Origin of the sequence: Paenibacillus sp. GM2 (genome assembly GCF_900069005.2) — a bacterium.
Lineage (GTDB): Bacteria > Bacillota > Bacilli > Paenibacillales > Paenibacillaceae > Fontibacillus.
The window spans coordinates 113,928-138,008 of the sequence record NZ_LN831277.1; the positions used below are offsets into that span (position 1 = coordinate 113,928).

Annotated in this window: 23 protein-coding genes; 22 read left to right on the forward strand and 1 reads right to left on the reverse strand. The window is 49.4% G+C overall.

The window, feature by feature from the left end; translation table 11 throughout:
- The first annotated feature begins 149 nt into the window (after positions 1–149).
- From BN1360_RS04115 to BN1360_RS04180, 15 genes are all read left to right on the forward strand, one after another.
- Positions 150–578, forward strand: a complete 429-nt coding sequence (locus tag BN1360_RS04115; protein ID WP_068778629.1) for a CBS domain-containing protein — start codon at positions 150–152, stop codon at positions 576–578.
- A gap of 125 nt (positions 579–703) precedes the next feature.
- The gene (locus BN1360_RS04120; protein WP_068778630.1) at positions 704–1,006 is read left to right on the forward strand and encodes a MazG-like family protein; all 303 of its coding nucleotides are present in this window, start codon (positions 704–706) and stop codon (positions 1,004–1,006) included.
- 7 nt (positions 1,007–1,013) lie between these two features.
- Positions 1,014–1,208, forward strand: coding sequence for a hypothetical protein (locus BN1360_RS25825; protein ID WP_229520793.1), 195 nt, complete (start codon positions 1,014–1,016; stop codon positions 1,206–1,208).
- An 86-nt stretch (positions 1,209–1,294) separates the two neighbouring features.
- A complete protein-coding gene (locus BN1360_RS04125; protein WP_229520795.1) occupies positions 1,295–1,990 on the forward strand; it encodes a DUF2232 domain-containing protein in 696 nt (231 codons plus the stop codon).
- Positions 1,991–2,001: 11 nt separating this feature from the next.
- Complete coding sequence (locus BN1360_RS04130) at positions 2,002–3,984, forward strand: DHH family phosphoesterase (RefSeq protein ID WP_068778631.1); 1,983 nt, start codon at positions 2,002–2,004, stop codon at positions 3,982–3,984.
- A complete protein-coding gene (gene rplI, locus BN1360_RS04135; RefSeq protein ID WP_068778632.1) occupies positions 3,981–4,424 on the forward strand; it encodes a 50S ribosomal protein L9 in 444 nt (147 codons plus the stop codon). Before BN1360_RS04130 ends, rplI begins: the two co-directional genes overlap by 4 nt.
- Before the next feature lies 1 nt (position 4,425).
- Complete coding sequence (gene dnaB / locus BN1360_RS04140) at positions 4,426–5,790, forward strand: replicative DNA helicase (RefSeq protein WP_068778633.1); 1,365 nt, start codon at positions 4,426–4,428, stop codon at positions 5,788–5,790.
- A 254-nt stretch (positions 5,791–6,044) separates the two neighbouring features.
- Positions 6,045–7,331 carry an adenylosuccinate synthase gene (locus BN1360_RS04145; RefSeq protein ID WP_068778634.1) on the forward strand — a complete coding sequence of 429 codons (1,287 nt, stop codon included), beginning with the start codon at positions 6,045–6,047 and terminating at the stop codon, positions 7,329–7,331.
- 451 nt (positions 7,332–7,782) lie between these two features.
- On the forward strand, positions 7,783–8,490 hold the full coding sequence (locus BN1360_RS04150) for a hypothetical protein (RefSeq protein WP_068778635.1): 708 nt from the start codon (positions 7,783–7,785) through the stop codon (positions 8,488–8,490).
- Between the two features lie 297 nt (positions 8,491–8,787).
- Positions 8,788–10,344: a M23 family metallopeptidase gene (locus BN1360_RS04155; RefSeq protein ID WP_068778636.1), complete on the forward strand. Its 1,557-nt coding sequence runs from the start codon at positions 8,788–8,790 to the stop codon at positions 10,342–10,344.
- Between the two features lie 178 nt (positions 10,345–10,522).
- Positions 10,523–11,236 carry a response regulator YycF gene (yycF, locus tag BN1360_RS04160; RefSeq protein ID WP_068778637.1) on the forward strand — a complete coding sequence of 238 codons (714 nt, stop codon included), beginning with the start codon at positions 10,523–10,525 and terminating at the stop codon, positions 11,234–11,236.
- Positions 11,237–13,060, forward strand: a complete 1,824-nt coding sequence (gene walK / locus BN1360_RS04165; protein ID WP_068778638.1) for a cell wall metabolism sensor histidine kinase WalK — start codon at positions 11,237–11,239, stop codon at positions 13,058–13,060. It abuts the gene before it with no gap.
- Positions 13,057–14,349 carry a YycH family regulatory protein gene (locus tag BN1360_RS04170; protein ID WP_068778639.1) on the forward strand — a complete coding sequence of 431 codons (1,293 nt, stop codon included), beginning with the start codon at positions 13,057–13,059 and terminating at the stop codon, positions 14,347–14,349. Before walK ends, BN1360_RS04170 begins: the two co-directional genes overlap by 4 nt.
- 73 nt (positions 14,350–14,422) lie before the next feature.
- Complete coding sequence (yycI, locus tag BN1360_RS04175) at positions 14,423–15,172, forward strand: two-component system regulatory protein YycI (RefSeq protein ID WP_068778640.1); 750 nt, start codon at positions 14,423–14,425, stop codon at positions 15,170–15,172.
- Positions 15,173–15,179: 7 nt separating this feature from the next.
- Positions 15,180–15,986, forward strand: a complete 807-nt coding sequence (locus BN1360_RS04180) for an MBL fold metallo-hydrolase (RefSeq protein WP_068778641.1) — start codon at positions 15,180–15,182, stop codon at positions 15,984–15,986.
- On the opposite strand, the gene BN1360_RS04185 is transcribed toward BN1360_RS04180, so the two are convergent.
- Entirely contained in the window at positions 15,955–16,164 is a 210-nt protein-coding gene (locus tag BN1360_RS04185) for a hypothetical protein (RefSeq protein ID WP_068778642.1), read from the reverse strand. The two genes, BN1360_RS04180 and BN1360_RS04185, sit on opposite strands and share 32 nt — an antisense overlap.
- A 475-nt stretch (positions 16,165–16,639) precedes the next feature.
- Between BN1360_RS04185 and BN1360_RS04190 the strand changes: the two genes are divergently transcribed.
- The 7 genes from BN1360_RS04190 to BN1360_RS04220 all read left to right on the forward strand — a co-directional run bounded on the left by BN1360_RS04190 (position 16,640) and on the right by BN1360_RS04220 (position 24,070).
- Complete coding sequence (locus BN1360_RS04190; RefSeq protein ID WP_068778643.1) at positions 16,640–17,884, forward strand: S1C family serine protease; 1,245 nt, start codon at positions 16,640–16,642, stop codon at positions 17,882–17,884.
- A 183-nt stretch (positions 17,885–18,067) separates the two neighbouring features.
- Complete coding sequence (locus BN1360_RS04195) at positions 18,068–18,541, forward strand: SRPBCC family protein (protein ID WP_068778644.1); 474 nt, start codon at positions 18,068–18,070, stop codon at positions 18,539–18,541.
- A 293-nt stretch (positions 18,542–18,834) separates the two neighbouring features.
- A complete protein-coding gene (locus tag BN1360_RS04200; RefSeq protein WP_068778645.1) occupies positions 18,835–19,824 on the forward strand; it encodes a LacI family DNA-binding transcriptional regulator in 990 nt (329 codons plus the stop codon).
- 26 nt (positions 19,825–19,850) lie between these two features.
- Positions 19,851–20,828: an N-acetylglucosamine kinase gene (locus BN1360_RS04205; protein WP_068778646.1), complete on the forward strand. Its 978-nt coding sequence runs from the start codon at positions 19,851–19,853 to the stop codon at positions 20,826–20,828.
- Positions 20,829–20,882: 54 nt separating this feature from the next.
- Positions 20,883–22,181, forward strand: a complete 1,299-nt coding sequence (locus BN1360_RS04210; RefSeq protein ID WP_068778647.1) for a 6-phospho-beta-glucosidase — start codon at positions 20,883–20,885, stop codon at positions 22,179–22,181.
- Positions 22,182–22,211: 30 nt separating this feature from the next.
- A complete protein-coding gene (locus BN1360_RS04215) occupies positions 22,212–23,150 on the forward strand; it encodes an ABC transporter permease (protein WP_068778648.1) in 939 nt (312 codons plus the stop codon).
- 29 nt (positions 23,151–23,179) lie between these two features.
- On the forward strand, positions 23,180–24,070 hold the full coding sequence (locus BN1360_RS04220) for a carbohydrate ABC transporter permease (RefSeq protein WP_068778649.1): 891 nt from the start codon (positions 23,180–23,182) through the stop codon (positions 24,068–24,070).
- Positions 24,071–24,081 lie beyond the last annotated feature (11 nt).

Consider the following 24,081-nt stretch of genomic DNA (forward strand, 5'->3'; position numbering starts at 1 on the left):
TATTTCGGCAGTCCGGTTTTCCGGCTGCCGATTTGTTGCGCTAAAGAACCCAAGTGACATTTTCAGTAGATGTATAAATACGCACTGTTATCACTTATAATCCCCCTTAAACTGGGGAGTATGAAAAGGTAGAGGAGGACTCCACTCGAATGAATATCGCATTTTTTCTGTTGCCGAAAAATGATGTTGCTGCCGTAAGGATAGATTCAACGCTTAGACAGACGTTAGAACGTATGGAGCATCATCGTTATACGGCGGTGCCGATTATCGGGCATGATGGGGAATATGTCGGCACGGTCACCGAAGGTGATCTGCTCTGGTATATGAAAAATTCGGAGGGCAAGGTGACTTTTGAGAACGCTTCAAAATTTTATCTGGCGGATGTGCCGCTTCGGATGGATAATAAACCGGTTTCTATCGATGCCGATATGGAGGATTTAATTAATTTGGCCAAAGTGCAGAACTTTGTCCCTGTCGTTGACGATATGGGGAGATTTATCGGTATTGTCCGCCGTAGTCAGATTATAGAATATTGCGAGAAATTCGTGACTAGAGACGATTCGATCGTTAGAAAATAAGAGCATAGGTTTCCTGATCATAAGCGAACTTTTTGAACCGCCTTGTTAGTTTGCAAGTCTTGGTGCGATTGCTATATGCTATAATGAAGAGCAAAGTTCTTTTGGAAAGGTGGAAAGCTGTCTCCATGCATAAGGAAATGGATGTGGCCAAACGCGCCAAGGTGATTGAGTGGCTCAAAACGGAAGTAGTCGATCACGTATCCCGTTTATTCAAAGCATTGTGGGAAGGCAGCACGACACGGGTAACGGATAGCTTGGCCAGCTTAGTCGTCAGTAGCTACATATTGGGACGAAGGCTGGGGATATCTTATCGGGATTTAGATGAATCCATTTTGGAGAAGTTAAAGAAGCATAAACAAGATGGACATCAGCTCGAAGATTGGTATCAGGATATTTCTACACTTGAAGATCATATGCGTAAGAGGTGAACTTATTTTGAAACTGCGCTGGACATCGGTCGCTTGGAGCATAGTTTATTTATTGCTCCTGTTTTCATTAGCTACTCCGCTTGCCGTGATTACGGTATTTTTCATTTTGGTTCCGACCGTCCTGTTATATTCGACTTTATCGAGGCGGTTGTTCCTGCTTCATATCGTACCGGCATGGATTTTAGCAGCTATTGTGTTTTGATCCAGCGGGCCGATCATTCTGTTTCAGGCCCTGTATTTTATAATTCCTTNTTGCAGGCCCTGTATTTTATAATCCCTTCTATAGTGATGGGAGAGTTGTATAAGAAGCGGGCACCTGCTTTCCGAACAGTAATGATGGGAGCGGGCACGATATTGGTGGAATTTCTGCTAGTGCTGCTGATTAGCACAGTATTATTTGATTTTCATTTGTCTTGGGCGATTGAAGACATGATCAACACGATGATGGATCCTTTTAAAAATGCTGCAGATAGCACAATAGGAACGGGTCTGGGCAGCAATTTAGTATGGTCCCCGGAGATGATTCAGCAATTCTCCTCTTTAACGGTACGACTGCTTCCATTTACACTGATTGTATGTTCGCTTATTATGGCGGCGGTAACTCAGGCGATCTCTCGTCCAACCTTGGGCAGTATGGGGTTGATCGTTCCGAAAATGCCGGCGTTCCGCAACTGGCGCTTGCCGCGCTCCTTAATCTGGTATTATCTGCTTTGCCTAATCTTGAATATGCTTGGTGGAGCGGCTATAAGCGAAGGGTTCCTCGGGACCATTTTAGTTAATCTAATGCCGTTATTACAGTTTTTATTTATGATTCAGGCTGCAAGCCTCTTCTTTTTCATAGCTTATCAACGCAAGTGGAATCCGGTATTGCCTATATTGCTCGTTATCGCGATGGTCTTCATACCGTTTCTTCCGTTATGGATTGTCGGGATCGCAGACATTGCCTTTCCACTGCGTGACATGATTACGAAATCAAAACGATAGGGTGAAAAGGAATGCCTAAACTTCTGCAAAAACGTTGGTATGGGTATCAGACCGTATGGGTATTTATGCTCGAGCTACTGCTGGTCATATTTGTCTCCTATTACAACTGGATCCTCGGTCTGGTCAGTCTTTGCCTCGTTGGTGGATTAGCTTATGTTATGCTGCAGGCGGAACGTCGCTTCCGTAAGGAACTGGTAAAGTATGTGACGGATCTGACTTACCGGATCAAGCGAGTAGAAGGCGAAGCGGTGAGTCGCTTGCCGTTTGGCCTTCTACTCTATGGCGAGGATCGTACAGTTGAATGGCATAACCGCTTCGTACTCGGTATGTTCGGTCGGGGGAGTGTGGTGGGTGTCTCCTTATCGGAGTTATTGCCGCCACTACCACAGCTGGTTCATGATAAGAAGGATCATGGAAATGGCAGGTCCTTGGTGGAAGTCATTGTGAATGAACGCTATTATGAGCTGACGATCGATGCCGATGAACGAATGATATATATTCATGATATGACGGAGCTGGCTGTGCTGCGTGAGCGCTATGAGAACGAGAAGGTGGCGCTTGGGATCGTGATGCTCGATAATCTGGATGAAGCTGCACAGGGGATGGACGATCAGCAGCGGACGGCATTGATTGCCCGCGTGGCGACGGCGATTACCGATTGGGCGAAGCAATATCGCCTCTATCTGCGGCGGCTGTCGTCGGAACGGTATCTGATGATTATGAATCAGAAATCGCTGAACCAGCTGGAACAGAGCCGGTTCGTGATCCTCGACGAGGTCCGCGAGATGACGGCGGACCTCAAGGTGCCGATGACGCTGAGCATCGGCCTGGCCTTCGGCACCGAGAGCCTGAGCGAACTGGGCGAACTAGCCCAGTCCAGTCTGGATATGGCTCTCGGGCGGGGCGGGGACCAAGCCGCTGTGAAGGCGGGTCAACGCATGTCTTTCTACGGCGGCAAGACAGGCGCCGTAGAGAAGCGGACGCGTGTTCGGGCTCGCGTCATCGCGCACGCGCTGCGCGATCTGATGCAAGAGAGCGACCGCGTCATTATTATGGGCCATCGCGTCCCGGACTTTGACGTGATTGGCTCCTCGATCGGCGTGCTGAAAGCCGCCGATATGTACAACGTCGAGGCCCATATTGTGCTCGACGGCCCGAATCCGGGCATTACCCGCCTTCTGGATCGCATCGAGCAGGAGGACGCCTTGTTAAGGCGCTTCGTTACACCTGAACAAGCGCTCAGCATGATGACGCCGAACACACTGCTTGTTCTGGTTGACACGCATAAGCCATCGCTGACGATGGAGCCGCGGCTCGTGAGCGCAGCAAAACGGGTTGTCGTTGTGGATCATCACCGCCGCGGTGAAGAGTTCATCAATGATGCCGTGTTGGTATATCTGGAGCCCTATGCTTCCTCAGCCGCAGAGCTGGTAACGGAACTGCTTCAATATATCCATGAGAAGGTGGAGCTCAGCCCATTGGAAGCAACGTCCTTGCTGGCCGGGATTACAGTAGATACGAAGCATTTTGCGCTTCATACGGGGTCCCGTACATTTGAGGCTGCGGCCTTCCTGCGGCGTATGGGGGCCGATACCGTCATGGTACAGCGGCTCCTGAAGGAGGACCTGCAGGAGTATATCGCCAAGGCGGACATTATCAAGCATGCCCGGATCATCTACAATCATATTGCGCTGGCTGTCACGGAGCCGAATCGCAAGATTCCACAGATGCTCATCGCTCAGGTGGCCGATACTTTGCTGAATATGACCAATGTACTCGCCTCATTCGTCATTAGCGAGCGGCCGGATGGTTTAATAGGAATTAGCGCTCGTTCACTCGGGAGCATGAATGTCCAGGTCGTGATGGAGCGGCTTGGCGGCGGCGGACATTTAACGAACGCCGCAGCACAGTTAGAGGGCACCCAGGCCGAAGCAGAGAAGAGACTGCTGGAGGTACTGGAGCAAATAGATAAGGAAGAGGGGTTATTCGAATGAAGGTTATCTTCTTGAAGGATGTTAAGGGTCAAGGCAAAAAAGGGGAAATTAAAGAGGTTTCGGAAGGTTATGCAACGAACTTCCTGATTCCGCGCGGACTGGTACGCCCGGCAACGGATGGCAACGTGAAGACGTTGGAGCATCAGACGGCGGCCGAACAGAAGCGCAAGGAGCAGGAGAAGCAGGACGCAATTACGCTTGGCAAGAAGCTGGAAGAAATGACGGTTGAGCTTCAAGCCAAAGCTGGCGAAGGCGGCCGTTTGTTCGGCGCAATTACGAGCAAGCAAGTAGCTGAAGCTATGGGTAAAGCGGGTGTGAAGATCGACAAGCGCAAGATCGAGCTGGACGAGCCGATCCGTACGCTAGGTGTAACTCAGGTTAGCGTGAAGCTGCATCCTGAGGTGAAGGCAACATTCAAGGTACATGTAACGGAGGAGTAAAATGAGCAGCACTGATCTGTTTTACGACCGGATCCCCCCGCAAAATCTGGAGGCGGAACAGGCCGTGCTCGGAGCGATTTTGCTTCAGTCTGAAGCGCTAATCACTGCGATGGAGCGGGTGAGGACCGAGGACTTCTATGATAAGCCCCATCAGCTAATTTTTGAAGCAATGGTACAGCTTGGAGAAGAGGGGCAACCTATCGACCTCGTTACGCTGACCTCGCGCTTGCAGGATCGGGGGGAGCTGGAGGATACCGGCGGTGTCAGTTATCTGGCTAAGCTGGCTCATGCAGTGCCTACAGCTGCAAATGTGGAATACTATGCGCAGATAATTGAAGAGAAGTCGATGCTCCGGCGCCTGATCCGGACGGCAACTCAGATCGTGAGCGAGGGATATACCGGCGGAGAGGATGTCTCTTCGCTGTTAAGCGACGCCGAGCGGCGCATCCTGGAAATATCGAACCGCCGCTCCGGCAGCGGGTTTGTCGCGATTCGCGATGTTGTGATGGAAGTATTCGAGCGCGTTGAAGAACTGCATCAGAATAAGGGGACAACCACGGGGATTCCTTCCGGGTTCGTCGATCTCGACAAGATGACGTCAGGCTTCCAGCGCAATGATCTCATTATCGTGGCGGCGCGTCCTTCTGTAGGTAAGACGGCCTTTGCACTGAATATAGCCCAGAATGTGGCGGTCCGGGCCAAAGAGACCGTCGCGATCTTCAGTCTGGAAATGTCAGCCCCTCAGCTCGTACAGCGGATGATTTGTGCAGAAGCCAATCTGGACGCGGGTGTGATGCGGACGGGCGACTTTAAGGGTGATGATGACTGGGCCAAGCTGACGATGGGTATAGCGGCTTTGTCGGAAGCCGAGATTTATATTGACGATACCCCGGGGGTAACGGTTGCCGATATTCGTTCGAAATGCCGCCGTCTCAAGAAGGAGAAAGGGCTTGGAATGATTGTTATCGATTATCTTCAGCTCATTCACGGACGGGGTAAGCCGGGCGAGAACCGACAACAGGAGGTATCTGAGATCTCCCGGACATTGAAGCAAATCGCGCGGGAACTGGAAGTGCCGGTTATCGCACTGTCTCAGCTAAGCCGGGGCGTGGAGCAGCGTCAGGATAAGCGTCCGATGATGTCCGACCTTCGGGAATCAGGTTCTATCGAGCAGGATGCCGATATCGTAGCCTTCTTATACCGTGATGATTACTATAATCAGGAGACAGAGAAGAAGAATATTATTGAGATTATTATCGCAAAGCAGCGGAACGGCCCGGTGGGGACGGTCGAGCTGGTCTTTTTGAAGAATTTCAATAAATTCGCGAACTATGAACGGGCGCACACCGATGCGTTCGCTGGATAATCAAAGCACACTTGGACATAATATAGAGAACATCTTCCATATTCCCGAACAATCCTACGGACATCCGTTTGATTGTTCGTTTTTTATTTGACTTTGAAAAATGAGGCTGGTAAACTTGTATTGCTGCTCAGAAGCAGCGCTTTTTGTGGTTGTTCAGTAGGAAGCCTTAGAGGCTGGGGCGAGCAGGTTATCAGCGCTCCACTCATCATTTTTAATAAAAAGGTGCGAGTTCAGCACCAGGCGGGGGAATGTACATGTCAACGGTAGTCGTTGTAGGGACCCAATGGGGAGACGAAGGCAAAGGTAAAATCACGGATTTTCTGGCGGAAAGCGCAGATGTGGTGGCCCGTTATCAAGGCGGCAACAATGCCGGTCACACGATCCTGATTGACGATAAGAAGTACAAACTCAGCCTGATTCCGTCAGGTGTCTTCTATGAAGATAAGAAATGTGTTATCGGCAACGGGATGGTTGTTAACCCGGCTGCCTTGCTTGAAGAAATCAATTATATCCATGAGAATGGCTTCAGCACGAAAAATCTGGTCATCAGTGACCGTGCTCATGTCATCATGCCATATCATATGCTGCTTGATGCGCTTGAAGAGGACCGCAAAGGACCCAATAAGATCGGTACAACTCGCAAGGGGATCGGCCCGGCTTATATGGACAAAGCGGCGCGGAACGGGATTCGGATTGCGGATTTGATGGATCCCGAAGAGTTTGAAATGAAGCTTCGTCAATTGATGAAGGAGAAAAATCAGGTGATTCAGCAGGTCTACGGGGCAGAGCCGCTTGATGTCGAAGAGGTGTTGAAGCAATATTTGGAGTATGCCGAAGTAATTCGTCCTTATGTGACCGATACTTCCGTCGTGCTAAACGATGCGATTGACGCGAAGCGGAAAGTACTGTTTGAAGGGGCACAGGGCGTTATGCTCGACATCGACCAAGGTACTTATCCGTTCGTTACTTCCTCCAACCCGTCCGCCGGGGGGGTCTGCATCGGTTCTGGCGTAGGTCCTTCGCGAATTGACCAAGTTATCGGTGTTGCTAAATCTTATACGACACGAGTAGGGGATGGGCCGTTCCCAACAGAGTTAAATGATGAAGTTGGCGATACTATTCGCGAGACAGGACATGAGTATGGTACGGTTACCGGCCGTCCACGCCGTGTTGGTTGGTTCGATAGTGTGGTTGTACGCCATGCGCGCCGCGTAAGCGGGCTGACGGGGTTGTCGCTGAACTCAATCGATGTATTGACCGGACTGAAGACGGTCAAGATCTGCACGGGCTACAAGTACCGTGGAGAGATTATCACGCATTATCCGGCTAGCTTGAAGATGCTGGCAGAGTGTGAAGCCATCTATGAAGAGCTGCCAGGCTGGTCCGAGGATATTTCCGCTGCGAAGACCCTTGAGGATCTGCCTGTGAACGCCCGCAATTATGTGCAGCGCGTGTCTGAGCTGACCGGAATTCCGATTGCTATCTTCTCGGTTGGCCGCAATCGCAGCCAGACGAATCAAGTATTGCCAATTTACGAATAATTCAAGTTCAAAGCGTACGAAGAATAGAAAAGCCGCTTTAAGAGAGGATCAGCCGCTCTTGTAGCGGCTTTTTGCTGTATACGGGCAAACCTAAGTGGAGGTGGGCGTATCCTTCCGGAGGGAACATCGCTTCGTAGGCATCTGCTTAGGATGAACTCAAAAATCGATGACGAGTAGTCTTCCGATTTACTTCGTGTTAGATATAGAATTTCCAAGTTGTCAGCAGGGCTGATGAAATTCTATATCGCAAGAAAACCTGCCATCAGGTCGCGGTCGCTCTCCCTTGGATTAACTTCAATCGGGTTTTCTTATTAAAAGTGGACTTTTGAACAACCTCCATAAGTATATTTTGTTGAAAAATAGAGGTTGAATTCCAACTCTGCCGTCCATACTGTTGATAGAATGCCGGAAGATACATAGATCGATAGGCTGACCAGAAGGAGGAAATCGAATGAAGTGGATGTGGCGGCTGCTTAAGCTGTCTGTTACAGCTATTGTCGTTAGCTTGCTTACGGTAATGACGACAGGCTATGTAGTGAATTCGTATATTCAGTCATTGCTAGGCAGTTATAATATACCGATTGCTGAAGAAGCTCCAACTTTGGGGGGGATGTTCAAAGGCATGCTCGGGTTTGGAGGCAAAGCCGGGAATAAGGTGGCAGATAAATCGGGAACGGAGAAGGAGATGCCGGATCAAACAGCGGATGCAGGCGGATTAGGAACTCTCCCTGGAACGGGGAGCGATACTGGCTCGGGGGCTGGTGATGACTCCGCTACGAATCAGGAGGGCTCTGACAAGACTGTTGAAGGAAAAGCAGGAGAAGCTGACAAGCCGACAGGAGCCGAACAAGAGAATGGCCAAACGCCTGAGGATTCGGTTGCAGCGATGGGGGGCATATCCTCTCAATCAGGACAGCAGGGAGATGTGCTGGTTACCCCAGATGATCTAATCGCAAGGAAGGATCAGCTGCCTGATCAGGAGAAGGAGGAAGTGTTCAAGATTCTCATGACCAAGCTGCCTCAGGAGGAGATGCAGAAGCTGACCGAGGCGATGGAGGATGGATTAACAGAGACGGAAATGATAGAAATTGAGCAGGTTTTGTCTAAATATTTGGATAAGACGGAGTATACTAAAATGATGAATATATTAAAAAAGTGAGTTCTAGCTTCATTCAACCTTCTCAGTGCTGAAAAACCGACCTTTTGAACATGTGCATTTCAGGTTTTATTCTCAGCATTGCAGGCAATATTCACATAAATGTAAATTATATACTAGGACAGCCAATTACATGAAATAGTTAGCAAACCCGCTTGTGGCGCGGGTTTTTCTTATGTTTACCTAGAGTTGAAATCCCTTACCTGGCTATGATAAAGTATTAACTAGTTGTAAAAGGTTAAGATTTTGAAACTATTTAATTTGTTGTCGTATATAGTCGATATGGAAAAGGAGATCAGTATGAGAGGTTTCAGGGGAAATCGGTGGCAGCTATGGCGCAAGAAATCTGAGATTGCATCCATGGGCAGTCGCCCGGAAAACAATCAAGAGATATCCGAGCACCACGAGGCCGTTCCGGCAGCCACAGGCCGCCGTCGTAAGACCCGTGTAATTGTGGCTAGCGCGATTGCTGCTATCGTACTTGCGGGTACTGTCTACTTTGCAGGTCAACAATACGTTGAAGCGAATATGGTGCCTTATTACCGGGTGTATGTGAACGGGCAAGAGATTGGTATGATTTCGAATGAAGGGCAATTACAGGCTCTGTACCAGCAGAAGGAGCAAGAATTAAATCAGAAATATCCCCAGGCACAAATGGGATTATATACAGATGGCATCACTACGGTGATGGAGAAATCATATAAGGCGGAGGTCGATTCGGAACAGACGCTGGCGAAGCTGGGCGGTATGCTTAAGGGTTATGCCCAGGGAGTTGAGCTAAGAGTCGACGGCAAATTGATCGGGATTGTGAAGGATCAGGCTACGGCGGATGAGGTACTGAGTACGCTGCAAGGCAAGTTCGCTCCACAGACGAAGACGGCGCAAGGCTTCGCTGCAAAGGTAAAGAGAACAGGCGGTATTCAGCAGACAACAGCAGCCGTCGAAGATAAGCATGGAACTACGATCGAATCGGTGAAGATCAAGGAGGATGTCGCCAAGGTTGCTACCAAGACGGATCCGAACAAGGTCATGAATGTAAATGAGGCGGTTGAGCGAATTCTGCAGGGAGAAGAGTCGGCGATTACATATGAGGTTCGGGAAGGTGATACGATCTCCTCAATCGCTAAGAAATTTGCAATCACCCAGCACGAATTGAAGGTGAACAATCCGGAAATCAAAGAGTTCACTATGCAAATCGGTGAAGTACTGAGCATTAAGGCAGTTCAGCCGTCGCTTACAGTTCGTACGGTAGAACGGGTATCTGAGGAGATAACGACCGAGCCGCAGGTTGAGATTCGCAAGAGTGACAGCATGCGTTCTGGAGAATCTAAGATAATTGCCGAGGGTTCCAGTGGTCTTAAGACGGTTGAATACCGGATTACCAAAGAGAACGGTGAAGTGATTGCTGAGGAGTGGCTTGGTCAGACGGTAACGAAGCAGTCTTCGCCGAAAATTGTTCTGAAAGGTACAAAGGTGGTTCTTGGCGAGGGATCTGGCGATTTCGCTTGGCCGGTATCGGGAGCCCGCTTAACCAGCAGCTTCGGTAAACGCTGGGGCAAGACGCATAAGGGCGTTGACCTTGTATCCAGCAACAAGACCATTATGGCTGCCGACGATGGTGTGATCACCTTTGCCGGTCAGAAATCGGGATATGGCAATTGCATTATCGTCGATCACAAGAATGGATATGAGACGTTGTACGGTCATTTGAGCAAGATCAGCGTCAAGAAGGGACAAGTTGTTGAGAAAGGCTCAAAGATTGGCGTCATGGGCAATACAGGAAGATCCACAGGGACCCATCTTCACTTTGAAATCCATAAGAACGGCGGCTTGCAAAATCCGTTGAAATACCTATAATATCGCAATCATTACAAGTTATATCATCAATTTGGCGAAGGACCTGGCCGATAACGACCGGGTCCTTTTTTATGCTCAAATACGGATAAGAAATATCTATAGGTTATGAAGAGGATTGTCTGATATGGTAAGATAGTAAGAGATTGGTCAAGCCTGAAGGTATGGGGTGAATAAAGCGATGCAAGGGAAAATACTCGTAGTTGATGACGAACAGCCAATTGCGGACATTCTTAAATTTAATCTGGAGAAAGAGGGATACGAGGTTATACTCGCTTTCGATGGTATCGCCGCGGTTGAGCTTGCGTTCTCTGAGCAACCCGATCTGATTCTGCTTGACCTGATGCTGCCTGGCAAGGACGGCATGGATGTCTGCAAGGAGGTTCGATCCAAGCTGGAGACTCCGATTATTATGCTGACCGCCAAGGACGGAGAAATTGACAAAGTACTGGGCCTTGAGCTTGGCGCGGATGATTATGTGACCAAGCCCTTCAGTACGCGGGAACTGTTGGCCCGGGTGAAGGTGCAAATGCGCCGACAGCAGAAGCCAGCTGCGTTGGAGGAGCCGGAGGAACGGCAGGGAATCAGCTTGTTCGAGCTGTTTATTGATACGAATATGTATACGGTATACAAGAATGGGGAGCCGCTTGATCTGACACATCGGGAGTTTGAGCTGCTCTACTATTTGGTGAGGAATACGGGGAAAGTGATGACCCGTGAGCATCTGCTGCAAGCGGTATGGGGATATGAATACTTCGGCGATGTACGGACCGTGGACGTAACGATCCGCCGGCTGCGGGAGAAGATCGAGAATGATCCGAGCAAGCCGGAATATATACTGACGCGGCGTGGTCTGGGATATATGATGCGTAGTTCCAAGGTGGGTGGTTTTTAGATGCGGTTGCCCGCTTTCTTCCGTACGCTCCAAGTGAAGCTGATCATTATTTATGTACTGCTGATCTTGATTGCCATGCAATTGATCGGGGTTTATTTTGTGAGCGCGATGAAGACCTCGTTAACCAGCAATTTCACAAAAGAATTGCAGGAGCGGGCGGAGCTGCTCTCCGTGCTGGCGGCACAGAATTTGGGCGTGGTTGGGGAGTCGCAGGAAGAATCGATGGAGAACTTGCGTGTACTGGTCAATAATCTGTTTACGATCAATGGAGCGGAGATTCAGGTGTTGGATGCCAGCGGCAAAGTGTTGACGACCTCCAAGCCGTCGCATGCCGATTATGTCGGTACAAAGAATACGCAGACGGTAGTCAGCCGTGCCCTGCAGGGGATTCGCGATAACGAGGAGTATATTATCGACGATGACAATATCCGTAAGAAGGTCGTGGCCAAGCCGGTAGTTAGCGAAGGCAAGATTGTTGGGGCGATCTATATCGCCGCCTCAATGAGTGAACTATATGCGACAATGGAGCGGATTAACAATATTTTTATATCGGGAATACTGTTGGCACTGGGGCTGACGGCCGTACTCGGTGTGATTCTCGCTCATACGATCACTGCGCCGATCAAGGAATTGACACAGCGGGCGACGGCTGTGGCGGAGGGGCGGTTCCATCAGAAGATGCCGGAGTTCGGCAACGATGAGATCGGCCAGCTCAGCAAGGCTTTTAATTATATGACGAGCCGGCTGAGCGATGCACTCGCACAGAACGAAGAGGAGAAGGAGAAGCTGGCATCGATTCTGACGAATATGAGCGATGGTGTCATCGCTACGGATGAGAACAATAGGGTAATTCTTATGAACAGACGGGCTAGCGAGATGCTTAATGTCGAGGAAGAGCTGGCAGGCAATATGGATATTATGGAGCTGCTTCAGCTTACCGAGGAGGAGCAGGTGATTTACGCTCAGGGGACGATGCATTCTACTTTGTTGGAGAATGAGACTTCCGAAGGCGATGAGTTCATGATCCGTGTCACCTTTACACCGATTCATCGCCGCGAAATCGGGATCGTTGGCACGATTGCTGTACTGCAGGATGTGACCGAACAAGAGAAGCTGGAGGCATCGCGTCGAGAATTTGTAGCCAACGTATCTCATGAGCTGCGTACACCGCTAACGACGATTAAGAGTTATACGGAAGCGCTGGAGGATGGCGCTATGCAGGATGCGGAGCTTGGGCCGAAGTTCGCCTCGGTTATCCAGAACCAGACGGAAAGGATGATCCGTCTGGTTACGGACTTGCTGCATTTATCGCGGCTTGATTCGAAGGAGGCTGAGCTGCGCAAACGCCCAACGAATGTGATAGATATGCTGGAGGAGGTTGCTGACCGCTTCTCGTTCCAGATGCAAGAGAAAGGCATTAATCCGAGCTTGGGGGTAGACAACAGCGTAGGTACCGTCTGGATTGACCGTGACCAGATTGACCAGGTATTGGACAATCTGATCTCTAATGCGCTGAAGTATACACCGGAGGGCGGGTCGCTCACTCTTGAAGCCAGGGATATGCATGATGGAATGCTGGCCATCTCGGTCGAGGATAACGGGATGGGGATTCCGAAGAAGGATCAAGAGCGGATTTTCGAACGCTTCTATCGGGTGGACAAGGCCCGTTCAAGAAATATGGGCGGTACAGGCCTCGGCCTATCCATTGCCCGGGAAATCGTTAAGGCGCATGGCGGAACGATCTGGCTGCAATCAGAGCTGGGTAAAGGAACCAAGGTTACTTTCACACTGCCACAGCAGGAGCAAGGGGGCAGGATGCCATGAGGGAGAAAATAAAATCAACGGCGCTTGTTCTGCTTGTCATTTGCAGTCTGGTCCAAAGTTATTTCTTAATTTATCGCCTGCCGGGCAACGATCCGGTTGTAAAGACGGTGAATAATTACGTGAAGACCGAGAATATGGGAACGGAATTGGAGGCAGACGAACTACTTTACCCTTCGCAGATAACCGTTCATTTGGGAAATAACCGCCATACGGTCTTTTACCCGGAATCAACCTTTTATAATCTGATCTACTCCCGGTTAAAAGGCAGACAGTTCGACGGGTTCCAGCGTTATCCTGTACAGAACATCAACTGGTCGGAAATCCGCGGCGATCAGATCGGGCTTGAACTGGAGTTCGGCAAAGGGGTTCCGGTGGAGCTTCTGCAGAAGGTGATGCAGATCGCCAAGGATCCGCTGTTTGAAGGAGAGAGCATTAGCCGGCTCTTGATCTTTAGCACCGAGACAGAGGACCAGGTCAGAGTCTTCTTCTTCAGTTCACGGGGAGATGTAGTCTATGAAGCGACCAAGGCTGACTTAACGGTGCAGGACGTGAAGCAGCAGTCTGATTTCGGCAAGGATTGGGTCTCTTACACGATGGAGAACGGGTACTATATTCCGGAACAGCCGATAGAAATGGTCGAGACGACACTGCTTACCGGATTGTTCTCTACAGAGCAAATGCAGAGCATGTTCTTTGATCCAAGTATTACCCGTTACATCCGGGAGAAGGATGGATCGGAGATTTATACAGATGGAAGGCGAAGCCTGCAGGTGCGTCAAGGCCGCAATTGGATCAATTACACGGATCCTGCGGCGGCAGCGGTAGCTGGTGAGAGCAGTCCGGGACGTAATGTGCTGTCTGCTATCGATTTTGTCAATCAGCATGGAGGCTGGAACGGAAAATATCGGCTGGACCAGAACGAAGGGGCTGGCGCGGAGTCGCAAACGGTTGTCTTCCAGCAATATTACGGTTCCGGGCAATATGGAGCGTTTCCGATTATTGATCAATCGACTTTCCATTACGGCATGATCTCGCTTGAGCTTCGCCAAGGGACGATTACAGGCTATGAACGCTCGCTGATCTACTCGATCGGGGATGGCTCGGATAAGAAGGTTGTACAGCTTGCTGGTGGAGAGAAGCTGCGGAAGAAGCTTGAATTGTTGAGTCAGGAGTCCGTCATCAAACGCCTGTATCCTGCTTATCTTCCATCGCTTGGCGAGGAAGGGCTAAAGCTGACGCCGATGTGGGTAGCCGAGCTGCAGAATGGGGCTACTCGGATTTTGCCTTAGGGCGGGAGAGGCCGTTAAAATAGTTTTTTGAACTAGATCTCAAGCAAGGCGAGATTGGAAAGGAGGCTGAGGGATGGATTGGAGCCGTGCCAAGAATGTGTTGATCTATGCTTTTTTGCTGCTGAATCTGGTACTGGGTTATCAGCTATGGAATGATCTGCAGGAGCAGGCGGATTCCAATCTGGACTTCACCTCTCTGGAGAGCAATATTCAGAAGACGATGGATGAGAAGGGAATCAAGATTCTGGCGAAAATTCCGGGAGACACGCCAGCGCTGTCGAAAATCTCTTATCGCTTTGTAGACGGGGATCAGAACGAACGGATGATCGATCTGGAGACGCCTGTCGACAGCAAGCTCATCTTTACGAGCAAGGAATTGGTTAACGCCTTGAAGGGAAGTATCCCTGATATCGGCGACTATTGGTATGATGAAGCGGCCAGTCGGGCCGGAGAGTTCATACTGCATCCTCTGGTAGGTGGCAAGTGGCCGTTGTTCAAGATTAATCTGACCCTCTATTACAGCGATCAAAAGATTATCTCGTACAGGCAGCCAAAGATTGAGGTCAGCGATCCGGTCGAGGAGAAGGAACAGCGCGTATTGTCCGCATCCAAAGCTCTTGGCAATCTGATTGAGAACTTCCTGCCGGATGGAGCGGTTGTTACAGAGATTGAGCTTGGTTATTATGGCGAGGTATTTAATTCGGATGCCCATCTTCCTGCATCGCCGGCTTGGCGGTTTATTCTGGAGAGCGGCAAGGAGTATTACGTGCAGGGAATCAGCGGGGACGTCATCAGTCCGAATACAGAGAAAGCGAAGGAGTAATGGGGAAATGGGGCTACGATTTTCAGTATTATCCAGCGGATCAACGGGAAATGCGACACTGGTCGCTAATGGGGAGACGACATTGATGATCGATGCCGGATTTAGTGCGAAGCGTATTGATGAGCTGCTGCTAGAACGCGGGGTCTCTGGGGAAGAGATTCAGGGCATTCTGGTGACGCATGAGCATTCGGATCATATTAAAGGACTAGGCGCGGTTGCAAGAAAATATAATCTCCCTATCTATGCCAATGAGAAGACTTGGGAGGCGATGGAGAAGGCCGTCGGGAAGATCGCCGAAGAGAATCGGCGGATCCTTGGGACAGGGGAGACCCGGGATTTCGGTTCGCTGCGGGTAGAATCTTTTGGCATCTCGCATGACGCCGCCGAGCCTGTGGCCTATTGCTTCTATGACGGCAAGCAGAAGTTGAGCGTGTGCACGGATCTAGGCTATGCCAGCGACAAAGTAAAGATGTCGATTGCTGATTCCGATGTCATCGTGCTGGAAGCGAATCATGATATCGAAATGCTGCGCATGGGACGCTATCCTTGGAATATCAAGCGGCGTATTCTCGGCGATATGGGCCATCTGTCGAATGAAGCGACCGGCGAGTTAATGAGCGAGATTCTAAGCGGACGAATCAAGCGGATCTATCTTGCCCATCTGAGCCGTGAACATAATATACCGGATCTGGCCAGAATGTCGGTAAGAGGCGCCATGGAGGATCGTGGATGCTTCTATAAGGACAGCGAATTCAAGTTATGCGATACTTATTTTGATCGGCCTACGCCATGGGATACGGTGGCGGACTTATAAAGGAATTTAGCTCGGCCGCCTTTGTTTCGATTTCGGCCCGGGTGACGATTCCTTTCTCAACTAAGAGTTCAATAATGGTGCTGAGCGTTACCAGTTGATGGTAATGCTCTTCTTTTATGTCGGCCAATTTGGCCAGCATATTCACTTCATGCAATGGGGAGAGGGAATTGGAATTCATCGTCGTTATGGCTCCTTTAGAGATATTTTTTACCAAATTTGATTGGCAATAATGACCATATGCTGATATAGACATTTTGTAAGCGATTTCTAGTGAAATTTCCCTGAATGGAAAATACTATAGTCCCATCCGGTAACGCCCAGGATATGATAGAATGAAACTATAAAACGAGGCACGTTTAAAAAGTCCAGTAGACTTTGTAATTATTCTATAAAACTATGGTCTAAAAATAGTGTAGTCCAGTTAGTGGACAAACATTCCTGATTCCGTCAAAAAAGATGAAGAAAAATGGTTCAGGAGAGCAACCTGCAGGTCGATTTTGACGTCAGATAATTTGGGAATTGTGTGGTCATATGGCTTTGCTGTACCGGCATACAGTTTGAAGGGGAACTTAAGACTCCGATGGGTTGAGCGCCGAAGAACTGGATGAGGAATAGGCATAAACCCAGGGCAGAGTCATGGAGGGGGAGACTTGATGGGATTGTTCGATGATGATTTTTACTCCACAAAGATATCTAGGCGGCATTTGCGTAGATCACCAAAGCAGGAAGGCTGGAGGGCGCCGAAGCATAGGAAAAAGGGCTTATCCACCTGGCAAGTCTCATTGATCTCCTCTTTGCTAAGTGCAATATTTGTTGTGTTATTATTTGTGATATTTACAGGGCTGAATTCCGCGAGGAATCCTGTGGATCTGATCAATACGGTCAGCGCCGATCCGTTTAATCGAATTAGCGTTGCGGCTGATAAGGTTTCCCCCAGCGTTGTTAGCATACTGAATCATAATGAGTTCTCCAGAAGCAACCCCGATGATGCTGCATTAGGGTCCGGAGTGATCTTCAAACAGGACGACGGCAAGGCCTACATTATTACGAATAGTCATGTGATTAGCGGGGCGGACGATCTGGAGGTTGTGTCCAGCGACGGGGTGTCGCGGGAGGCAGAGATTGTCGGTCAGGATTCCATTAATGATATTGCTGTGCTGAGTATAGATGGCAAGGGGATTAACTCGGTAATAGAGCTTGGCGATTCCGATAGCCTGCGGGCTGGGGAGACGGTGATTGCCGTCGGCAACCCGCTTGGACTTGGAGGGACATTGACGTCAGGGATCATTAGTTATACGAGCCGACTGATTCCGATATCGCTTAACCAGGATGGCGTTTACGATTGGGAGCAAAAAGTAATTCAAACGGATGCCGCGATTAATGAGGGCAACAGCGGCGGGGCATTGGTCGATCTGAAGGGCCGTCTGATCGGGATTAATACGATGAAGATTTCCGATACAGGGGTGGAAGGGCTCGGCTTTGCGATTCCGGTAAATGATGTAATGAAGACGGTGAACGGCATTATGCAGTATGGCAAGGTGGTACGTCCATATCTCGGAGTATACACGCTGGATCTGGATAACCCTTACGCGCCGATCGATGCTGAGCAGCGCAAACAGTTGAAGCTGCCGCAGAATATTACATCCGGGGTGATCGTACTGGAAGCGCATGGTCCGGCTCAACTAGCGGGGCTGCAGCTTAACGATGTCATTGTGCAGCTTGATAAGGAGCCCATCGCTTCGACCCGGGAACTTCGCAAGTATTTGTACGACGAGAAGAAGGTTGGGGATACGCTCGAGATTACCTTCTATCGTGATGGCAAGCTGCAGACGTCGAACTGCAAGCTAACGGATAAGCCTTCCGAGGCAGAGATTGAAGCGGGCCTTGGAGATAGATAATTGATAGCTAATAAACTCTCTTACTGGCGTGTAACATCGCTGACAGTTTAAGGCGTGTGATGCTGTTCTATCAGCTCATGCGCCTTAATCATTTACCGTTTGGCGGAGATAGACTTAGGAGATACTGTTTTGAATGACATATGACTTTGAATAATGCTTCATCCAGTTAAGAGGAGGTACGTTATGTTAGCCGATATTAGGGTTGAGGACGGTGGTTATATCGCTTACTTCACTCGTCAATTCCGTCATTCGAGTGCAGAGGTCTGGTCCTATCTGACAGAAAATGAGAAGCTAAAGCAATGGTTCTCAGAGCTGCAGGTGGACAAGCTTGGTGTGGGTGGAGTGATCAGGTTCGATATGCGGGACGGGACTTTTATAGAGCTTGAAATTACGGAGTTCAAGCCGGGTTCTGTTTTGGAATATACTTGGGGAGCTGATCGAGTTCGCTTTGAATTGTATTCGAAATCAGATGGCTGCCGCTTGCTTCTAGTGGAGAAGTTAAGCAAGATTACCGCTCATACTCCTAAGGATCTGGCTGGTTGGCATGTATGTCTGGATATGATTCAAGTATTGCTTGGTGAGAAGACCCTAGAATCGCGGGAAGAGGAATGGAAAATAAGGTATCGGGAATATGCTCAACGGGTGGGGACTCTCTAGTTGATTAGGGGATATCCTCCAGGTCTGTAGATCGATCGGGAAATATAGATATTACTTTCTCCATTGACGGATTTGTCGAGTGGTGTTAATATCAATCTAAAGTTTAAACCTTTATACTTTGTTTTGGTTTTGTTCTAATTACTGGGCATTAATTTATCAATTCAGAGGTAATAGGGTTTTTTTTGTACCTATAAAGTTTAAAGGTTTAAACTTTTGTGAATGGTGAGGAGCCATAGCATTTAATAAGATCATGTTGAAAGCTGAATTCAGAGCATGAAGGAGATAACGTATAGATGAATATTCACGATGTAGCTAAAAAGTCCGGCCTCTCCGTAGTCACGGTATCGCGGGTAATTAACAACTCGCCATCGGTGCGGGAAGCCAATAGACAGAAGGTGCTGAAGGCGATGGAGGAGCTTAACTATCAGCCTAACTCAGCGGCACAAAGCCTGGTACGGGGCAGAACAGGTGTTATCGGTATGTCGATCAACAATTTCAATGATTCTTTTTATGATCGCGTTATTCGCGTAGTGAACCGAAGACTGGCTGAGCAGGGATATTTCCTCGCATTGTCCATCGCGGAAAATGAAGGAGAGGGCGACAACTTTCTGTTTCAGAAGGACCGTGTAGACGGCATTATTTTGCTGTCTCCTATTGAGGAAGAGCAATACGTTGCTGAGCTGAAAAGGAAGAAAATTCCGTTTGTGCTGCTCGACAACCAGTTCTCACATGAAGATGTTCCCAGTGTCCTCGTGGATAACTATCAGGGCGGGTACGATGCGACCAGGCATCTAGTCGAATTGGGCCATACCAGGATTGCCTATATCGGCGGGCCTTCGGTATTCCTCAGTGTGGCGGAGAGGCGAAGAGGTTATATCCAGGCTCTGGCTGATGCCGGGTTAACCTCCTTTGCCATTGAATACAGCGGCTTTACAGTTAGCAGCGGTTATGAGATTGCACGCAAATGGATCCGCGATGACACTTTGCCGACAGCTATTTTCGCCGGGGATGACTTTATTGCTTTGGGGGTGGTACAGGCGCTTCGTGAGGAGGGAATTATGGTGCCGCATGATATATCGGTCGTTGGCTTCGACGATCAGCAATTCGTGGCTGAATTTTTCCCTAGACTGACGACGGTAAGGCAGCCGGAGGCGCAAATGGGCAGCATCGGCGTGGATTTGCTGCTTAAGTATATCAACGGGGAGGTGGCGGAACCCGCTGTAACGAAGCTTGCTCCTCAGCTTCTGGTACGGGAATCCACGGCATATGTGAAGCGGACATAACGATCATTTAGGAGTGAAACGAAACGGTGAGATACTATTTGGGAGTAGATGGAGGCGGAAGTAAAACCTACGCCGTAATTGCAGATGAACGGGGTCATGTGGTCGGCATCGGCAGAGGGGGAAATGGCAATCATCAGAAGGATCGGCGGGAGGCGGAGCTCAGCTTGAAGCTGGCTGTGACGGAGGCGTTGGGGGCCGCCGGATTGAGGGAAGAACAGGTTGAATTCGCCTGGTTCGGTCTGGCAGGTGCTGACCGGGAAGGGGATTTTCGCATCTTGCGACCGATCGTATCCCGTTTGGGCCTACCGCGCACAGAGATCTCTTGCGACACCTGGATTGCTTTGCGGGCAGGAACGGAGGAAAGCCATGGGGTAGTGCTGATCTGCGGATCGGGAGTGAACTGCTCAGGCAAGAATCGGGCCGGAGGTACGTTTCAATGCGGCGGATTCGGCTATCGGTTCGGCGACTTTGGCGGCGGGTACGACTTGAGCGTTGAGGTATTCCGCACGGTGATCCGTTCCTACGAAGGAAGGGAGAAGCCTACCGTTTTATCGGAAAAGTTAATGGACTTCCTCGGTTATTCCAGCGTGGCAGAGCTTAGAGATGATTATTTGGATTATTCAAAGCAGCTGCCGATCGGTACTGCCGAGCTGTTGTTCCATGCGGCTGAAGCGGGGGATGAGGTGGCGATCAGGCTGCTTGAGAAGCAGGGGAAGGAGCTGGGGCTCGCCGCGGTGGCAACCATTCATCAATTGAACATGGGTGAAGACAGCTTCCAACTCGTGCTCGCAGGCAGCCTGCTGACGAAGGGAGACCGCTTAGGCCTGATTAGATCCGCTATAGAGCAGAAAGTGAAGCAGGCAGCGCCAAAAGGTACGCTGACGATTCTGAATCGGGAACCTGTCGTTGGAGCGGTAGTCCTGGCGATGGAGCGCAGCGGTGTACATATGAATTCAGAGCTTCTGAGAGTTCTATCCCAGGTCAAAGTCCCGTCAACAAAGTGATATTGTGAATTCATCTTCAGTCCATTCAAAAGTTAAACGAAAGAAGGGTCTAGCATGAAGGAAGCATTGAAGCTGGTTGTAATTGGAGGCGGCTCCTCTTATACTCCCGAGTTGATCGAAGGGGTGATCAAGCATTATGCGGAGCTGCCCGTTGGCGAAGTATGGTTGGTCGATATTGAGGAAGGCAGAGAGAAGCTGCGAATTATCACCGAGCTGAGCAAGCGGATGGTTGAAAAATCCGGGCTCCCGATTAAGGTCTATGAGACGCTCAATCGCAGAGAAGCCATCGCTGGAGCAGATTTTGTCTGTACGCAAATTCGCGTAGGGATGCTGGAGGCGCGTAAGCACGATGAGCTTATACCCCTGAAATATAACGTAATTGGTCAGGAGACCACCGGACCAGGCGGGATGATGAAGGGATTAAGGACGATCCCGGTTATTCTGGATATTTGCAAGGATATCGAGGAGCTTGCGCCGGATGCCTGGCTGCTTAATTTCACGAATCCGGCCGGAATGGTCACGGAAGCGGTTCATAAATATTCCTCTGTAAAAAGTGTTGGATTGTGCAATTCGCCGATCGGTTTCCAAAAATGGCTGATGGAGTTTTTTGAGCTTCCTGCCGAGCGGATTTATGCCGAATTCGTAGGTATTAACCATTTGCACTGGATATCGGATGTTGTTATTGACGGACAGAGCAAGCTGCAGGAGCTGATCGATTATCCGCAGAGCTATAAAGCGAGCAATGTTCCTTTTGACGGCTGGAGTCATCGATTTCTTAATTCATTGAAAGCGATTCCATCCTACTATCTGAGCTACTATTACATGACGGAGGATCTGCTGAAGGAACAACTCGAAGCAGCCCGGACGACAGGTTCTCGCGCCGAAGTTGTCAAGCAGGTGGAGGAGGAACTCTTCCAGTTATACCGCAATGTAGAGCTGAAAGAAAAGCCGAAGCAGCTGGAGCAGCGTGGAGGCGCCTACTATTCAGAGGCCGCAGTACTGTTGATGCGCTCGATTCATAATGATTCACGGGATATCCAAACATTAAATGTGAGGAATGGCAATACGATCGACTTCTTGCCGCAGGACGCTTCAATCGAAGTGAATTGTATCGTTACCAAGCAAGGCCCTCTGCCTATTCCGTTGCGGAAAATTCCGGCTTCTGTCCGAGGTCTGCTAGCGGCCGTGAAGCAATATGAATGCTTGACGATTGAGGCAGCCGTGCATGGAGATCGACAGATAGCGCTGCAAGCGATGGTCCATCATCCGTTGGCGCCGACTGTCAGTATCGCTGAACAGCTGCTGGATGAAATGCTGAAGCAGAACAAGCAGTACCTGCCGTTGTTCCATTAGATAGTGCAAATAAGGGAGGGGGAAAAGCGGATGAAGGCAGTTTCTAGGCCAAATCAACGGAACAGCTATTGGAAACAGTTCTGGAAGCAATGGGATTTGCAATCGATGGTTATACCTGGCGTCATCCTTGTATTTATCTTTAGCTATATACCGATGTACGGCGTTCTTATGGCATTTCAGCAGTACGATATCTTCGCGGGAATTTCGGGAAGCCGCTGGGTAGGCTTGATGAATTTCCGGATGTTCTTCGATGCACCGGAGTTTCTCAACGTGATGCGCAATACGATTGTCATTAGCTTATTGAAGCTGGTTGTATCTTTCCCGGCACCGATCATTCTTGCCCTGATGCTGAATGAAGTCGGGAATATGGCCTTCAAAAGATTTATTCAGACGGTCAGCTATTTGCCGTATTTCTTGTCATGGGTCATTGTGTCTGGGTTCGTCTTCTCCCTCTTATCGGTGGATAACGGTACGGTAAATATTTTGTTGGAGAGGTTTAATCTGATTGAGCATCCGATCAACTTTCTGGCGATCCCGGAATATTTCTGGTCCATTCTTGTAAGCGTTAACGTCTGGAAAGAAGTCGGCTTTGCAAGCATCGTCTACCTCGCCGCTATCGCCGGTGTTGACCCGACCTTATACGAGGCGGCTTCGATCGATGGCGCGAGCAGATTCAAGCAGATCTATTTAATTACGCTGCCCAGCATAGCGCCGATCATTATCATCTTCATGATCCTGGCCATTGGCAACATCTTAAGCGCCGGATTCGAGGATATTCTGCTGCTGGCCAACAATCCGATTCTGCGCGATTATTCCGATGTTATCGATACTTATGTGTATCGTGTCGGGATATTGAATGCAAGATTCTCCTATGCCACAGCGGTGGGCCTGTTCAAGGCGGTTATTAGCGTAGGCCTGCTTGTCATCGCCAACAAGATTGCGCGCCGGGCAGACGTTAGTCTCTGGTAAAGATTGCAAACATAAAGGGGGAACGATATATGAGGCTAAGTCTGGGGGATAAAATCCTGCAGCGGACGATTTACATTTTATTGACGCTGCTTGCGGTTGTGATGCTCTATCCGTTCTGGAACTCGCTTGTAATCTCTTTCAATCTGGGGAGCGATACATCGCTTGGCGGTGTCACTTTATGGCCAAGGGCCTTTACGCTGGAGAACTATTATATCGTGTTTCAGGATAAGCGGCTTCTGAATTCCTTCGGGATCACGATTTTGAGGACGTTGTCCGGAACACTGCTGTCCGTATTTTTTACAGCGCTGCTAGCCTACGGGATGTCCAAGAAGACGCTCTTAATGCGCAAATACTACATGGTTTACTTCATTGTGACGATGTTCTTCAGCGGCGGTCTGATTCCTACTTATATGCTAATTCGCTCTCTCGGGATGCTGGATACACTGTGGGTGTTTATTATTCCGGGAATCATCAGCATCTATAACATGATCGTGATACGCACGTTCTTCTCAGCACTGCCCGAGGGGTTGGAGGAATCGGCAAAAATAGACGGCTGCAGCAACTACGGCATCTTCTTCCGGATTGTCATCCCCGTCTCGGGGCCGGTACTGGCTACTATTTCACTATTTACAGCCGTTGGTCACTGGAATGACTGGTTCACAGGGGCGATCTATATTACTAAGGATCATCTGCTGCCGATTCAAACCCTGCTCCGCCAAATTATGAACTCCAATATTATGACGGAGATTTCTTCATCAAATGCAATAGCGCTGGATCATATCAACCGGAATCGGACGGTTACAACAAAGTCGTTAACGATGGCTACCATGATGATTGCGACGATCCCGATTATTCTGACCTACCCGTTCTTGCAGAAGTATTTTGTGAAGGGCGTATTGATCGGGTCGTTGAAAGAATAATTTCCATTTAT

Coding starts and splice junctions, on each gene's coding strand:
- BN1360_RS04130 (WP_068778631.1), top strand. CDS start 2,002: ATGCCTAAACTTCTGCAAAAACGTTGGTATGGGTATCAGACCGTATGG.
- BN1360_RS04185 (WP_068778642.1), bottom strand. CDS start 16,164: ATGAATTCCAATTCCCTCTCCCCATTGCATGAAGTGAATATGCTGGCC.
- yycI (WP_068778640.1), top strand. CDS start 14,423: ATGGATTGGAGCCGTGCCAAGAATGTGTTGATCTATGCTTTTTTGCTG.
- BN1360_RS04125 (WP_229520795.1), top strand. CDS start 1,295: ATGGGAGAGTTGTATAAGAAGCGGGCACCTGCTTTCCGAACAGTAATG.
- BN1360_RS04215 (WP_068778648.1), top strand. CDS start 22,212: ATGAAGGCAGTTTCTAGGCCAAATCAACGGAACAGCTATTGGAAACAG.
- BN1360_RS04115 (WP_068778629.1), top strand. CDS start 150: ATGAATATCGCATTTTTTCTGTTGCCGAAAAATGATGTTGCTGCCGTA.
- BN1360_RS04170 (WP_068778639.1), top strand. CDS start 13,057: ATGAGGGAGAAAATAAAATCAACGGCGCTTGTTCTGCTTGTCATTTGC.
- BN1360_RS04195 (WP_068778644.1), top strand. CDS start 18,068: ATGTTAGCCGATATTAGGGTTGAGGACGGTGGTTATATCGCTTACTTC.
- BN1360_RS04180 (WP_068778641.1), top strand. CDS start 15,180: ATGGGGCTACGATTTTCAGTATTATCCAGCGGATCAACGGGAAATGCG.
- yycF (WP_068778637.1), top strand. CDS start 10,523: ATGCAAGGGAAAATACTCGTAGTTGATGACGAACAGCCAATTGCGGAC.
- BN1360_RS04190 (WP_068778643.1), top strand. CDS start 16,640: ATGGGATTGTTCGATGATGATTTTTACTCCACAAAGATATCTAGGCGG.
- dnaB (WP_068778633.1), top strand. CDS start 4,426: ATGAGCAGCACTGATCTGTTTTACGACCGGATCCCCCCGCAAAATCTG.
- BN1360_RS04155 (WP_068778636.1), top strand. CDS start 8,788: ATGAGAGGTTTCAGGGGAAATCGGTGGCAGCTATGGCGCAAGAAATCT.
- BN1360_RS04150 (WP_068778635.1), top strand. CDS start 7,783: ATGAAGTGGATGTGGCGGCTGCTTAAGCTGTCTGTTACAGCTATTGTC.
- BN1360_RS04220 (WP_068778649.1), top strand. CDS start 23,180: ATGAGGCTAAGTCTGGGGGATAAAATCCTGCAGCGGACGATTTACATT.
- walK (WP_068778638.1), top strand. CDS start 11,237: ATGCGGTTGCCCGCTTTCTTCCGTACGCTCCAAGTGAAGCTGATCATT.
- BN1360_RS04120 (WP_068778630.1), top strand. CDS start 704: ATGCATAAGGAAATGGATGTGGCCAAACGCGCCAAGGTGATTGAGTGG.
- BN1360_RS04145 (WP_068778634.1), top strand. CDS start 6,045: ATGTCAACGGTAGTCGTTGTAGGGACCCAATGGGGAGACGAAGGCAAA.
- BN1360_RS04210 (WP_068778647.1), top strand. CDS start 20,883: ATGAAGGAAGCATTGAAGCTGGTTGTAATTGGAGGCGGCTCCTCTTAT.
- BN1360_RS04200 (WP_068778645.1), top strand. CDS start 18,835: ATGAATATTCACGATGTAGCTAAAAAGTCCGGCCTCTCCGTAGTCACG.
- rplI (WP_068778632.1), top strand. CDS start 3,981: ATGAAGGTTATCTTCTTGAAGGATGTTAAGGGTCAAGGCAAAAAAGGG.